The 13369-nt window shown below is 64.7% G+C and carries 13 protein-coding genes and 1 pseudogene; 7 read left to right on the top strand and 7 right to left on the bottom strand.

The genetic code is table 11. From position 1 onward, the window contains the following. Positions 1-23: 23 nt before the first annotated feature. Positions 24-866, bottom strand: coding sequence for an ABC transporter permease (locus EN824_RS31610; RefSeq protein WP_135867727.1), 843 nt, complete (start codon positions 864-866; stop codon positions 24-26). Beyond that, positions 863-1690, bottom strand: coding sequence for an ABC transporter ATP-binding protein (locus EN824_RS31615; RefSeq protein WP_135867728.1), 828 nt, complete (start codon positions 1688-1690; stop codon positions 863-865). The genes EN824_RS31610 and EN824_RS31615 overlap by 4 nt, the downstream gene beginning before the upstream one ends. A 314-nt stretch (positions 1691-2004) precedes the next feature. Between EN824_RS31615 and EN824_RS31620 the strand changes: the two genes are divergently transcribed. Together EN824_RS31620 and EN824_RS31625 are read left to right on the top strand one after the other, a co-directional pair. Next, the gene (locus tag EN824_RS31620) at positions 2005-2943 is read left to right on the top strand and encodes a MurR/RpiR family transcriptional regulator (protein WP_135867729.1); all 939 of its coding nucleotides are present in this window, start codon (positions 2005-2007) and stop codon (positions 2941-2943) included. Between the two features lie 173 nt (positions 2944-3116). Continuing rightward, the gene (locus EN824_RS31625; RefSeq protein WP_135867736.1) at positions 3117-4907 is read left to right on the top strand and encodes an NAD(P)/FAD-dependent oxidoreductase; all 1791 of its coding nucleotides are present in this window, start codon (positions 3117-3119) and stop codon (positions 4905-4907) included. Between the two features lie 194 nt (positions 4908-5101). On the opposite strand, the gene EN824_RS31635 is transcribed toward EN824_RS31625, so the two are convergent. Continuing rightward, entirely contained in the window at positions 5102-6337 is a 1236-nt protein-coding gene (locus EN824_RS31635) for an amidohydrolase/deacetylase family metallohydrolase (protein WP_135867730.1), read from the bottom strand. A gap of 30 nt (positions 6338-6367) precedes the next feature. Beyond that, positions 6368-6733, bottom strand: coding sequence for a RidA family protein (locus EN824_RS31640; protein WP_127873603.1), 366 nt, complete (start codon positions 6731-6733; stop codon positions 6368-6370). Between the two features lie 219 nt (positions 6734-6952). On the opposite strand from EN824_RS31640, the gene EN824_RS31645 reads away from it, so the two are divergent. Continuing rightward, entirely contained in the window at positions 6953-7438 is a 486-nt protein-coding gene (locus tag EN824_RS31645; protein ID WP_127873604.1) for a hypothetical protein, read from the top strand. A 4-nt stretch (positions 7439-7442) separates the two neighbouring features. Here EN824_RS31645 and EN824_RS31650 read toward each other — a convergent pair whose 3' ends face one another. Next, a complete protein-coding gene (locus tag EN824_RS31650) occupies positions 7443-8078 on the bottom strand; it encodes an isoprenylcysteine carboxylmethyltransferase family protein (protein WP_135867731.1) in 636 nt (211 codons plus the stop codon). A gap of 234 nt (positions 8079-8312) precedes the next feature. Between EN824_RS31650 and EN824_RS31655 the strand changes: the two genes are divergently transcribed. The 3 genes from EN824_RS31655 (at position 8313) to EN824_RS31665 (ending at position 11301) form a co-directional block, all read left to right on the top strand. Beyond that, positions 8313-9098, top strand: coding sequence for a hypothetical protein (locus EN824_RS31655; RefSeq protein WP_135933072.1), 786 nt, complete (start codon positions 8313-8315; stop codon positions 9096-9098). 107 nt (positions 9099-9205) lie between these two features. Then, positions 9206-9889 (top strand): winged helix-turn-helix domain-containing protein, encoded by a 684-nt coding sequence (locus EN824_RS31660; protein WP_135933073.1) that lies wholly within the window; start codon positions 9206-9208, stop codon positions 9887-9889. Positions 9890-9936: 47 nt separating this feature from the next. Then, a complete protein-coding gene (locus EN824_RS31665) occupies positions 9937-11301 on the top strand; it encodes an ATP-binding protein (protein WP_135933074.1) in 1365 nt (454 codons plus the stop codon). Between the two features lie 222 nt (positions 11302-11523). Here EN824_RS31665 and EN824_RS31670 read toward each other — a convergent pair whose 3' ends face one another. Then, a complete protein-coding gene (locus tag EN824_RS31670) occupies positions 11524-11952 on the bottom strand; it encodes an Lrp/AsnC family transcriptional regulator (RefSeq protein WP_135883966.1) in 429 nt (142 codons plus the stop codon). 121 nt (positions 11953-12073) lie between these two features. On the opposite strand from EN824_RS31670, the gene EN824_RS31675 reads away from it, so the two are divergent. Then, on the top strand, positions 12074-13177 hold the full coding sequence (locus tag EN824_RS31675; protein WP_135933075.1) for a saccharopine dehydrogenase family protein: 1104 nt from the start codon (positions 12074-12076) through the stop codon (positions 13175-13177). An 84-nt stretch (positions 13178-13261) separates the two neighbouring features. Here EN824_RS31675 and EN824_RS36310 read toward each other — a convergent pair. Further along, positions 13262-13369, bottom strand: a pseudogene (locus EN824_RS36310) (IS110 family transposase); the annotation flags it as partial.

The raw sequence follows: 13369 nt of genomic DNA on the forward strand, positions 1-13369 counted from the left end.
GGGCGCGGTCATTGCCCTCTGCTTCAAGCCTCCCAGCTCGCCCATTTCTTGCCGATGAGGAAGAACAGCACGTAGATCAGGATGCCCAGCATCGACAGGATCAGCACCACGGCGAAGAATTGCGGCATCTGGATCATCGACGAATAGGTGGTGAGCCGGTTGCCGAGGCCGAAGCCGCCGCCGACCATCTCGGCGCCGACCGCCGTGAGCAGGCCGAAGATGGCGCCGATCATCAGCCCGACCAGGATCATCGGCAGCGCCATCGGCGCGCGGATCTTCCAGAAGATCTGCAAGGTGCTGGCGCCGTAGGATCGTGCCAGCGCGATCTTGGCGCTGTCGACGCGGCGGAAGCCGGTGGCGGCGTTGATCATCACCATCGGCCCGGCTGCCAGCGCCACCGCGATGATACGCGGCGTGTAGCCGAAACCGAAGCGCAGGATCAAAAGCGGCACCAGCGCCAGCATCGGCGTGGTGACGAGCAGCAATATGTAGGGCGCGACGATCTTTTCCGCGAAGGGGAACTGGGTGATGACGGCGGAGAGCACCAGCCCGATCACCGCGCCGATGGCAAAGCCGGACACCAGCTCGACCAGCGTGTAGCCAAGATGCGGCGCGATCAGCGGAAACTCGTCGAACAGCGCATAGCCGATCGAGCTCGGCGGCGGCATGATGTAGAGCGGCACGTGAAACAGCCGCAGCGCCAGTTCGATGCCGCCGATGATGATGACGGCGACGGCGAGGATGGCCGCCACCTCCTTGCCCGACTTGATGCCGGGGCCACTGGCGAAGGCCGAAAGGTTGCTCAGGCTGACATCCTGTCCATCACCTGATTTCGACTTGGAGAATTCGGGAATGGCGTCGCTCACGGCCTGATCCTCACGATCTCGGCACTCGGGCGTTCCGGCGCCTTCGGCCTGGTGCGCTCGCCGACAATGTCCATCTTGATCCGGTTGGTGAGGTCGAAAACCTCCTTCGTCGCCATGATCTCCAGCGAACGCGGCCGCGCGAACGGCACGCGATATTCCTTGGCGACTTTGCCCGGCCGCGCGCTCAGCACGACCACGCGGTCGGAGAGAAAAATCGCTTCCTCGATCGAGTGGGTGATGAAGACGATGGTGGTCTTGGTGTCGAGCCAGATCTCCTCGACCAGCCGGTTCATCTCCTCGCGGGTAAAGCTGTCGAGCGCGCCGAACGGCTCGTCCATCAACAGCACCGAAGGCTTCAGCGCCAGCGCCCGCACGATCGCAGCCCGCTGCTGCATGCCGCCCGAGAGCTCGCGCGGGAACTTCCCGCCGAAGCCGTCGAGACCGACGCGGTTCAGGAGATGCGCGATCCAGGCGCGGTCGGGTTTTTCGCCCTTGATCTCGAAGGGAAAGCGGATGTTGGCGTCGAGATTGCGCCACGGCAAAAGGTTGGCTTCCTGGAAAACGATACCGATATCGGGATGCGGCCCGGTGATCGCCTTGCCGTCGAGCCGGATTTCGCCGCTGGTCAGGCTGTGCAAGCCCGACATTGACCACAGCAGCGTGGTCTTGCCACAGCCCGACGGGCCGACGATCGAGACGATTTCATTGGCCCTGACGTCGAGGCTGCAGCGGTCCAGCGCCAGGAGGTCGCCTGACGCCGTGTGATAGATCTTGGTCGCTGCCTGCACGCCAAGCTTCGGCGTTGTTGCTTCGCCCGCGTTCATCCGCCCCTCGGAGATTGCGTGATGATCCAATAGGTCGGCAGACTGCCAGAAATCAGTGTGTAACTATCCTACTTTGCTGTCAAGCGCCGGTGGTGGTAAGCGTATCATCAGAATCTAGGATATGTGTTAGCCGGTTGTTTTTATGATATTTTCTTTGCCTTGAAATCCGTGTTGCTTTCCTACATAGTTAGACAAGCGCACGCGGTGCCGTCCTTGCGGCACGCATCGGTTGCAACAGTGCCGGGCGCATGGAACGACGGCGTGCAAACATGATAAGAGGTCAGGTCGAAAACGGGCTAGGGAAGACCGCCTTCATGACCGAAGCTGCCAGCCATCCGATCGCGGACGAAGAGGGAGCCGGGGGCGAGCCTGTCCGGCGCATTCCCGACATCATCTCGCTCGTCAAGGATTCCTACGCGGAATTGCGCCCGGCCGAACGCCGCGTCGCCGATGTCGTGCTCGAAAATGTCAAATACGCCGTCGACGCCTCCAACGCCGCCCTTGCCCAGCGCGCCGGCGTCAGCGAGCCGACGGTGACCCGTTTCTGCCGCGCCATCGGCTGCGAGGGCGTGCGCGACTTCAAACTGAAGCTGGCACAGAGCCTCGTCGTCGGCGCGCTCTATCTGGACACCTCGCCGGCCAGGGAGGGCGACACCGGCATGCCGTTCTGGAACGCGGTGTTCGGCGAAGCGCGCCGGGCACTGCAGGAGGCCGAGCGGCAGCTCGATCCGGGTGAGCTGGAAAAGGCAGCCGAGCTGATCGCCCGGGCCCGGCAGGTCACCGTGTTCGGGCTCGGCGGCAGCTCTTCGGCGCTGGCGCAGGAAACCCAGTACCGGCTGTTTCGCTATGGCATCTCGATCAGCGCCCAATGCGACCCCTATCTGATGCGCATGACCGCCTCGACGCTGAAGCCTGGCGACCTGGTGATCGCCATCTCGGCGACCGGGCGAACGCGCGAAGTGATCGAGGCCGTCGAACTCGCCAAGCACTACCGCGCCAACGGGATCGCCGTGACGGCGCCCGACACCGAGCTCGCCCGCGCCTGCGACGTCAGGCTGACGGTCGCCGTGCCCGAATATCCCGACACGCTGAAGCCGACCGCCTCGCGCTATGCCTTCCTGGCAATGATCGACCTTTTGGCGGTGGCCTCGGCCTACAAGCTCGACGGCTCCGCCCGCGAGACGGTCCGCCGCATCAAGTACAACGCCCAGATCCACCGCACGGGCAAGGAAATGGAGCCGCTCGGAGATTGATGAGGCGTTCTTCCTTCTCCCCTTGTGGGAGAAGGTGTCGCCGAAGGCGACGGATGAGGGGTGTTCCAGCTTGGCACCGACGGCACCCCGTGGCGCACCCCTCATCCGTCTCGGCGCTGCGCGCCGATCCACCTTCTCCCACAAGGGGAGAAGGAAGAAGAAAGAGGGAAGAAATGCTCGAAATAGCACCGACGAAACAGGCCACCGCATGGCTCGACTCCCTGGCGCAAGCGCTGGCAGCCGGCGATGCGCTCGCCGCGGCCAACCTCTTCGTCGACGATTGCTACTGGCGCGACCTGCTGACCTTCACCTGGAACGTCACGACGATGGAAGGCCGCGAGGCCATTATCGCCATGCTCAAGTCAACGCTGGCGACCACCAAGCCAACGGCATGGCGGATCACTGGCGAGGCGACCTCGGACGAAGGCACGATCGAAGCCTGGTTCACCTTTGAGACCGCCGTGGCTTCCGGCCAGGGCATCATGCGGCTGCGCGATGGGCGCTGCCGCACCCTGTTCACGGCGATGACCGACCTCAGGGGGTTCGAGGAGCGCAAGGGACCGGCGCGGCCGCTCGGCGTACGCCACAAGGCCGACCCCCAGCGCGAGACTTGGTCGGAGGCGCGGGCACGCGAGACGCGCGAGCTCGGCGTCTCGGAGCAGCCCTATTGCCTGGTCATCGGCGGCGGCCAGGGCGGCATCATGCTCGGCGCACGGCTGCGTCAGCTCGGCGTGCCCACCATTATTATCGAGAAGAACGCAAGGCCGGGCGATTCCTGGCGCAACCGCTATCGCACCCTCGTGCTGCACGATCCGGTCTGGTACGACCATCTGCCTTACATTCCCTTCCCCGACAACTGGCCCGTCTTCACGCCCAAGGACAAGATGGGCGACTGGCTGGAAATGTACACGCGCGTCATGGAGCTGAATTACTGGGTCGCCACCAGGTGCCTCAGCGCCAGTTACGACGAGGCGGAGAAAGAATGGACCGTGGTGGTCGATCGCGTCGGCCAGCGCATCACGCTGAAGCCGAAGCATATCGTCTTTGCCACCGGCGCCTATGGTCCGCCGCGCAAGATCGAGCTGCCCGGCGCGGACCAGTTCAAGGGCGAACTGCTGCATTCCAGCCAGTATGCCAGTGGCGAGAAATTCCGCGGCAAAAAGGTCGCTGTCATCGGCGCGGCCAGCTCCGGGCATGACGTCTGCGTCGATCTCTGGGAGAGCGGCGCCGACGTCACCATGATCCAGCGCTCGCCGACCACCGTGGTCAAGTCGGACACGCTGATGCAGGTCGGCTTCGAGATCTTTTCGGAGGATGCGCTGGCGCGCGGCATCACCACCGAAAAGGCCGACATGATCGTCGCCTCGACGCCGTTCGCGCTGGTGCCCAAGGGCCAGCGCGCGCTCTACGACGTCATCCGCGCGCGCGACGCCGCTTTCTATGAACGGCTCGCCGCTTCAGGTTTCGCGCTGGATTTCGGCGACGACGAAACCGGCCTGCTGATGAAGGCCTACCGCACCGGCTCCGGTTACTACATCGATGTCGGGGCTTCGGACCTGATCATCGACGGCAAGGTCGGCATCCGCAGCGGCGTCGCCATCAAATCACTGACGCCGAAAGGCATCCTGTTCGAGGACGGCAGCGAACTCGAGGCCGACGCCATCGTCGCCTGCACCGGCTACCAGTCGATGAACGAGAATGTGGCGGCGCTTGTCTCGCGCGAGGTCGCCGACAAGGTCGGCCCCTGCTGGGGCCTCGGCTCCGGCGTCAAGGGCGACCCCGGCCCCTGGCAAGGCGAATTGCGCAACATGTGGAAACCGACCGCACAGGAAGCCCTATGGTTCCACGGCGGCAATCTGGCCCTGTCGCGATTTTATTCGAAGTATGTCGCGCTGCAGATCAAGGCGCGGATGGAAGGGATCGATACGCCGGTTTATGGCAAGCCTAGTAACGCCAGGCAGTGAAGCTGCTGATCTCCCCCCTCGTGGGGGAGATGGCCGGCAGGCCAGAGGGGGGCGCTGTCCCGCCGGCCTCTCAGCCGATTGCAATTGCGCTTGGCACAGGTTCTTTGCAGGTCGCAGGATGGCCAGGGTTTGCGTTCCTTCGCGCCCCCCTCTGCCCTGCCGGGCATCTCCCCCACGAGGGGGAGATTGGCTGATCATTCATGCCGGTGCCCGAAATGCCGGGCCGCCACCTCGACATGCGTATGTCGCGCATGCGCCGCGAAACGCTCGGTTTCGCCGACATCGTTGACCGCTTCGTTCGGCCACCAGGTGCCGCCGATGACGATGCCTTCCGATACCAGCCGCTGATCGGCGGTGAGCGAGGCGCCAACCGCATCGACGAAGGTGAAGCGGCCTGGGCGTTGCCGCAGCACGGCGACGTCGCCGACGGTACCGACCGCCAGCGTGCCGAGGTCCGGCCGGGCGATCGCCCGCGCCGGCGCTTGCGTCGCCGCGCGCAAGACCTCGGCCACCGGCATGCCGAGCGCCATCAGCTTCGACATGCAGACCAGAATGTCGAAGGCCGGCCCGTCGACGCAGTAGAGATGCACGTCGCTCGAAATGACGTCGGGCGCCAGCCCCTCGGCCAGCATGGCGCGCGCGACGTCGAAGTCGAACGAACCCATGCCATGGCCGAGATCGAAGATGACGCCGCGTTCGCGCGCCAGCCGCATGTCGGGCCGCACCGCGCCGGAAGCGAAGACCGGCGCGTTGGGAAACGGCCGGAAGCAATGGGTGAGGATGTCGCCCCGGCGCAGGCGCGGCAGCACTTCGGAGCGGCCGGGTGGCGGCTCATCTATATGCGCCATCAGCGGCAGTCCGGCTTTGTCGGCGGCCTCCAGCGCCAGATCCACCGGCGCGATGCCGCTGGTGCCGCCTGCATGCTTGCCGGAGCGGACCTTGACGCCGACCACGACGTCGGCGTGCTCGCGCGCCGCGGCCACCACCTCGCGCGGCTCGCAAAGCCGGAGATCGCTGCATTCGCCGACCGACACCGTCTGCGAGAAGCCGAAAATGCCGGCAAAGGAAATGTTGACATAGGCCAGGATGCGCACCTTCGAGCGCTCCATGACATGGCGGCGGAAGCCGAGAAAATTGCCCGCACCGGCGCTGCCGGCATCGATGAAGGTGGTGGTTCCGCTTTTCGCGGCGAGCCGGTCGGCATCGACGCCGAGCGAGGTGCCGCCCCAATAGACGTGGCTGTGCAGGTCGACGAGACCGGGCGCGACGATGCAACCGGTCGCATCGACCACCTGCGCGGCGCTGGTCACGGGGATGTCGGCGTCGACCGCGGCGACTCGGCCATTGGCGATGGCGACATCGCGTGGTGCGTCGATGCCGGACGCCGGATCGATCAGCCGTCCGCCCTTCAGCAGGAGGTCGAATTGCATGGAGATGCCTCCGCCTTGTTGCTTCGTCTTTCAGGCCGGCCTGTACGCGACGGCCTCGACTTCGATCTTGATGTCGATCATCAGCCGCGATTCGACCGTGGTTCGCGCCGGCGGATTCTTTGGAAAATGCCTGGCATAGACCGCGTTGAAGGCACCGAAGTCGCGCGCATCCTCCAGCCAGACAGTGGTCTTGACCACGTCGTCCATCGTGCAGCCGGCCAGCGCCAGCGCGGCCTTGACGTTGGCGAGCACCTGCTCGGTCTGTTCCGTGATGCCACCCTTGACCACGATGCCGTCGCCGCCGACCGGAACCTGGCCCGAGATAAAGACGAAATCGCCGGCCCGCACGGCGGGCGACAGCGGCACGTGGGACGTTCCAAAAGTCTGCTTGGGCACGGGATGGCTCCTCCGATGACGCGGCGAGGCACCGAGGCGGCACCCGCTTTGGGGGGAGATTTACCGCGATCGGGGCGATCCCGATAGGGGCTTTGTTGGAAAGCAACATTCTTCGAAATCCGTGTTGCTTTATTACAGAAGCGCTTGCATCGTACGCGCTTGCCGGACGGGCTCGACGCCACGACGGACAGACGCCCTTGCGAGACGGAGACCCCGACAATGACCTTCGACAAGAACCCGTTTCCTTCAGGCGACGCCGACCGCCACGCGCTGTGGGAGATGCTGGTGCGGCGCGACATCGACGCCTTCATCGGCCAGGACTGGTCCATGGTCGAGAACGACTTCGTCGCCGAGAGCTTCTTTGGCATGCACGCGCATTTCCTAGCCAACGCCGATGCCTGGCGGCTGCAATTCCCCAGGCTGGAAATCTATCGCGACGAGTGGCTGCGCCAGGCCAAGGAGACGGCGGCGACCAAATTCGCCGAGCCGCTGCGCGAGGCGCTGTTTCGCGTCACCAATCTGCGCGACATCGATGTCGACGGCGACCGCGCCGTGCTGCACAAGAAGTTCGACGGCAGCGTCGCCAAGGCGGATGGCAGCGTCGACCGGCTGAAATGGCAGACGCTGTATTTCTGCCGGAAGGTCGGGGCGAACTGGAAGATATCAGGCTTCGTCGGCTACATGCCCTATCCGCTGGGCGGCTAGCCGATCAGTAAAGCGTGACGAAGGCCGGGAACATCACGCCGGTCTCCCGCAAATACTCGATAAGCTCGATGGCCGGGAAGATGGCGAGGAAATAGAGTCCGTCAAAGAAGGTGCGCCGCAGCGCGCGCGTCGAGAACCGCAGCTCGTCATTGTCGCGGTAGAGCAGCGGGTTCGGCCAGAACCGGGGCGTCGCCTTGATATAGGCTGTATAGGCCGCGCCGAACTTGCCCAGGAGATATTCGGCTTCCTTGCGCGCCGTGACGCGGAAGATGAGGAAGCTGGCAACGCCAAGGGCGGCGGCGGCCACCAGCGAGCCGTAGAGCAGGCCGATGCCGACCGCGCCGACCGTCGAGAAGAAGTAGAGCGGGTTCTGGCTCATCGAGAACGGTCCCGTCGAAACCAGCTCCTCATTCTTCTTGCCGCCGACATAGAGGATGCTCCACAGCCGGCCGACGACGCAGATCAGCACCAGGCAGAAGCCGACCAGTTCGAGCGTTTCGTGCCCATCCGAGCCTTCGCTGAGCGCCGGTTTGGTCAGGAACAGGAGCAGCACCGCCAGCGCCGCCGCGATGCGGATGAAAATCAGCCGCTTGCGCTGATCGAAAGCCTTCGAAACCGGCTTGAGGGAGGCGTAGGTCATTCGGGTTTTCCTGGGGCGCTCCGTGCGAGCCCGGCCACTGGGGCACGCCATTGATGGCGGATACAAGGCGCTCGCCTTCTATCAGCGCACCGCGAGGCTTTCGTAAAGGCCTTTTGCGTCAACGACGGCGATCCTTACGAATTTGTATGCCAGCGGACAGGCTGGGGTGAAGCCGCTTGCCTATTGTCCGGATGCCGGATCGCCACCGCAACCATCGACATCGGGATATCTGCCATGCTCGCGCTTCCCACCGCACCAAACCAAAACAGGGTTCCCGACGTCACTCTCGATTTCTGGCTGATCAAGCTGATGGCCGTCACCATGGGCGAGACGGCGGCCGACTATCTCGCCGTCAACCTCGGTCTTGGGCTGACCGTCACCTCGCTGATCATGACCGGCGTCCTGATCGTCGCCCTTGCCGTCCAGTTCGCGCAGAAGCGCTACGTGCCCTGGGCCTACTGGCTGGCGGTGGTGCTGATCAGCGTCGTCGGCACGCTGATCACCGACAATCTCGTCGACACTTTCGGCGTGCGTCTCGAAACGACCACGATTGCTTTCAGCGTCGTGCTCGCGGCGACGTTCGCGGTCTGGTACGCAGCCGAACGGACGCTGTCGATCCACACCATCTTCACGACCCGGCGCGAGATCTTCTACTGGCTGGCGATCCTCTTCACCTTCTCGCTCGGCACCGCCGCCGGCGATCTGGTCGCCGAGAGCTTCGACATGGGCTATCTGACCACGGGCGTGCTGTTCGGCGGCGTCATCGCGCTCATCGCTCTCGCCTACTATCTGCTCCGTCTGGACGGCATCCTGGCCTTCTGGCTCGCCTACATCCTGACGCGGCCGCTTGGCGCGTCCTTCGGCGATTGGCTGTCGCGGCCCGTCGAATATGGCGGCCTCGGCTTCGGCACCACCTTCACCAGCCTGGTCTTCCTCGGCTGCATCGTCGCCCTGGTTCTCTACATGACGCTGAGAAAGAATGCCGACGAGCTCGACGAGATGTTGCTGGACTCGGATTGAACCCAGGCGGCGAGCGCCGCGGGATCGGCCAGCTTCACCGCGGTCCTAGGAACCAACCCGTGCCGGTGATAGCCTGCCCCCGACATCGGCAATCAACCGGAACAGCAATGCGACTTCTTCTTGTCGAGGACGACCAAAGGACGGCCGATTACGTCGTCAGGGGGCTGACCGAGGCCGGCCATGTCTGCGACCTCCTGCGCGACGGTCATGACGCGCTTTTCGCGGCGACCAGCGGCGGCTACGACGTGATCATCGCCGACCGCATGATCCCCGGCCTCGACGGCCTGTCGATGGTCAAGGCGGTCCGCGCCGCGGGCGTGCGCACGCCGGCGATCTTCCTCACCTCCGTCGGCGGCATCGACGACCGCGTCGAGGGTCTCGAGGCCGGCGGCGACGACTATCTGGTCAAGCCCTTCGCCTTTTCCGAGCTGCTCGCCCGCATCAATGCGCTCGGCCGGCGGCCGGCGGCGCAGGAGCAGAAGACGGTGTTGAAGGTTGCCGACCTGGAGATGGACCTCATCATGCGGCGCGTCGTCAGGCAGGGCCAGCCGATCGACCTGCAGCCGAGGGAGTTCAGCCTGCTCGAAGTGCTGATGCGCGGCGAGGGCCGGGTCATCACCCGCACCATGCTTCTGGAGCGCGTCTGGGATTTTCATTTCGATCCCAAGACCAGCGTCGTCGAGACCCATATCAGCCGGTTGCGGGCCAAGGTCGACAAGCCGTTCGAAACCCAGCTCATCCATACCATCCGCAACACCGGCTATAGCCTGCACGCGCCGCTCTCCCAGTGATCGCGATATCCCGATGACCGCGAATTTCCCATGACCGCGAACTTCAGATGACCGCCACCTGGACCCGCCTGCTGCGCAGCACGCCGTTCCGGCTTGCCCTGACATTCGCCTTCCTGTTCATGCTGGCCTTCGTGCTGGCGGGCGCGATCGTCTACCAGATGATGAGCGCCGATCTCGCCGAGCAGCTTGACGACACCATCAAGGAAACCTACGCCGTCATCGCCTCAGCCTATGCCGACAACGATCCCAAGGAGCTGGTCGAGACCGTGGAGAGCCACGCCACGCTCAGCCCGAAGAAGGAGCAGCTGTTTTCGCTGACCGACTCGGCCGGTAACCGCCTGGCCGGCAACTTCACCGCGGCCGGGCTTCCCGACGGCTTCTCGATGTTCGGCGCCGAGATGCCTGGCCTGCCCGCTGGGACCGAATATCGCGCCTACTCCGGTTCGGTCGGCGCCAACACCTTGACCGTCGCCTTCAGCCTCTCCGAGACGGAGGAGCTGGAAACGATCATGCTGATGAGCTTCGGCTGGGCGACCCTGATCATCACCGGCCTGGCCGTCACCGGCGGCGCCCTGCTCGCCTCGCGCGTCCAGCGCCGTCTCGACGGCATTGCCGCCACCATGGTTGACGTCTCGCATGGCCGGCTGGATACCCGCATACCGCTGACCGGCAAGGACGACGACATCGACATCGTCTCCAGCCAGGTCAATGCCGCGCTCGATCGCCTGTCGGCGCTGGTCGAAGGCATGAAGCAGGTCAGCGCCGACATCGCGCACGATTTGAAGACGCCGCTCAACCGGTTGCAGATGATCCTGGAGAGCGCCGCCGACAAGGCCGCGCGGCGCCAGGACGTCTCCGACGATCTCGCCGACGCGCGTTCCGAAGGCCACCAGATCAACGAGACCTTCGATGCGCTGCTGCGGATCGCCCAGATCGAGGCCGGCGCGCGCAAGGCGCGCTTCACCGATGTCGATCTCGGCGAGATCCTGCGGACCATTGCCGAGATCTACACCGATGTGGCCGAGGATGACGGGAAGGTGCTGTCGCCCACGCAGCTGAACGAAATGGTGGACCGGGTCCATGGCGATCGCGAACTGCTGACGCAGATGGTCGCCAATCTGGTGGAGAACACGCTGCGCCATTGCCCGGCCGGCACCTCGATCGAACTGGCGGTGACGCGTCGGGGTGACCGCGTCCTTGCCAGCGTTGCCGACAACGGCCCCGGCATTCCCGCCGGCGAGCGCGAAAAAGTGTTTCAGCGGCTCTACCGGCTGGACCACAGCCGATCGACGCCAGGCAGCGGCCTTGGCCTCAGCCTCGTCCGGGCCATCGCCGATCTGCACGGCGCGACCATCGCGCTTGAGGACCGTAAGCCCGGCCTCGCCGTGGTGGTGAGTTTTCCCAAGGCCTGACTAGCCGACTGAAGACCGGACAATGCGCGGGCTTCCGTGGTGCCAAGGCAGAAGGAACGCGGCCCCTTCCAGCTTGGGTTCCTCGCCCCACGAAGGTGGGGAGAGGTGACCGCCCTACGAAGCCCCCTCTCCGCCCACTTCGTGGCTATCTCCCACAGCCTTGCGGGAGGCGAGGAACCCAAGTCCTGAGAAGCTGGCGGTCGTTCGCACCGGCCTGCCGCCTCACCGATCGATTCGCGTCGACAGGATGATCGACGAGGCGGTCCGCTCGACCCCGTCCATGGCGCCGATCTGGTCGAGCAGCGTGTCGAGGTCGCGGATCGACGGCGCGTCGACGATAACGATCATGTCGAAATTGCCGCTGACCGAGTGCAGCGTCCTGACGGGAGGCAGCGCCTGCAGGGCGCGCACCACTTTGTCGGCGAGCTTGGGCGTGACGGTGAGCAGCACATGTGCCCTGACCAGCCCCTGCTCATAGTCCGGCGACAGCCTGACGCCATAGCCCGTGATGATGCCGCGCTGCTCCAGCCGCTCGATCCGGCTTTGCACCGTCGTGCGCGACACGCCGAGTTGCCGCGCCAGTTCGGCCGTCGAGGCGCGCGCGTTGGCGCGCAGCAGCGAAAGCAGGGCCTGTTCGGCATCACTGAGCATTTCGACGAATCCTTTCGGCAAATAGATAAAAGTTAGGGTTCACTTTGCAGAATTCCACGCTTCCTTTCGACAGGCAAGCTGCGATGATTCCGGTAAACGCGGATCGCAGGGGAATTTGACCATGAACAAAATCGTTATCGTCGGGGCCGGCAAGATCGGCTCGACCATCGCCGAAATGCTTGCTGAAACGGGCGACTACCAGGTCACCCTCGTCGACCGCTCGGCGGCACAGCTCACTGCTGCCGAGGTGCCCGATGGCGTCGAGACGCTCGAACTCGACATCGCGGCGGTCGGTGCGCTCGAGGCGGCGCTCACCGGCAAGTTCGCGGTGCTGAGCGCCGCCCCCTTCCATCTCACCACGCGCATCGCCGAGGCGGCGGCCAGCGCCGGCGTGCATTATCTCGACCTCACCGAGGATGTCGTCTCGACCAGGCGCGTCAAGGAGCTGGCCCGTTCCGCCAAGAGCGCCTTCATCCCGCAATGCGGGCTGGCGCCGGGCTTCATCTCGATCGTCGCCAACGACCTCGCCAGCCGCTTCGACACGCTGGAAAGCGTGCGCATGCGCGTTGGCGCGCTGCCGCAATACCCGTCCAACGCGCTGAACTACAATCTGACCTGGAGCACCGACGGCGTCATCAACGAATATTGCGAGCCTTGCGAGGCGATCGTCGAAGGCGAGCTGGTCGAAGTGCCGCCGCTGGAAGAGCGCGAGGAGTTCTCGCTCGACGGTGTCACCTACGAGGCGTTCAACACCTCCGGCGGGCTCGGCACCTTGGCCGAGACGCTGAAGGGCAAGGTGCGCACGCTGAACTATCGCACCATCCGCTATCCCGGCCATGCCGCGATCATGAAGGCTTTGCTCAACGATCTCGGGCTCCGCCACCGCCGCGACGTGCTGAAGGACATTTTCGAAAGTGCTTTGCCGGCGACGCTGCAGGACGTGGTCATCGTCTTCGTCACCGTCTCCGGCCGCAGACAAGGCCGTCTGCTGCAGGAGACCTACGCCAACAAGATCTACTCCAGGCGCGTCGGCCAGACGGTGCGCAGCGCCATCCAGATCACCACGGCTTCCGGAATCTGCGCCGTGCTCGACATGCTGGCCGACGGCTCGCTGCCGGCGACCGGCTTCGTCAAGCAGGAGGAGATCGCGCTCGACGCCTTCCTCGCCAACCGCTTCGGCCGCGCCTATGCCCAGCACGATATGGTGAGCCGGCTGGCGGGGTGAGGAGCGCCAGCCTTTCTCCCTTCTCCCCCTTGTGGGAGAAGGTGGATCGGCGCGCAGCGCCGAGACGGATGAGCAACTGTGTTTTCAGGCTTTGTCTGGATACCAGGGTTGGTTGTGTCGAAGCATGGCGCTGAGGATGGTCATAATCTTTCGGGCCACGGCGACGATGGCGACCTTTGGTTGCTTACCGTT

The sequence above is a fragment of the Mesorhizobium sp. M8A.F.Ca.ET.181.01.1.1 genome (genome assembly GCF_004792025.1).
Taxonomy (GTDB): Bacteria; Pseudomonadota; Alphaproteobacteria; order Rhizobiales; family Rhizobiaceae; genus Mesorhizobium.

Bases quoted from the DNA above. Each gene is read 5' to 3' on its own strand.
- EN824_RS31615 (WP_135867728.1), bottom strand. From the start codon at position 1,690: ATGAACGCGGGCGAAGCAACAACGCCGAAGCTTGGCGTGCAGGCAGCG.
- EN824_RS31620 (WP_135867729.1), top strand. From the start codon at position 2,005: ATGACCGAAGCTGCCAGCCATCCGATCGCGGACGAAGAGGGAGCCGGG.
- EN824_RS31625 (WP_135867736.1), top strand. From the start codon at position 3,117: ATGCTCGAAATAGCACCGACGAAACAGGCCACCGCATGGCTCGACTCC.
- EN824_RS31635 (WP_135867730.1), bottom strand. From the start codon at position 6,337: ATGCAATTCGACCTCCTGCTGAAGGGCGGACGGCTGATCGATCCGGCG.
- EN824_RS31645 (WP_127873604.1), top strand. From the start codon at position 6,953: ATGACCTTCGACAAGAACCCGTTTCCTTCAGGCGACGCCGACCGCCAC.
- EN824_RS31650 (WP_135867731.1), bottom strand. From the start codon at position 8,078: ATGACCTACGCCTCCCTCAAGCCGGTTTCGAAGGCTTTCGATCAGCGC.
- EN824_RS31655 (WP_135933072.1), top strand. From the start codon at position 8,313: ATGCTCGCGCTTCCCACCGCACCAAACCAAAACAGGGTTCCCGACGTC.
- EN824_RS31660 (WP_135933073.1), top strand. From the start codon at position 9,206: ATGCGACTTCTTCTTGTCGAGGACGACCAAAGGACGGCCGATTACGTC.
- EN824_RS31665 (WP_135933074.1), top strand. From the start codon at position 9,937: ATGACCGCCACCTGGACCCGCCTGCTGCGCAGCACGCCGTTCCGGCTT.
- EN824_RS31670 (WP_135883966.1), bottom strand. From the start codon at position 11,952: ATGCTCAGTGATGCCGAACAGGCCCTGCTTTCGCTGCTGCGCGCCAAC.
- EN824_RS31675 (WP_135933075.1), top strand. From the start codon at position 12,074: ATGAACAAAATCGTTATCGTCGGGGCCGGCAAGATCGGCTCGACCATC.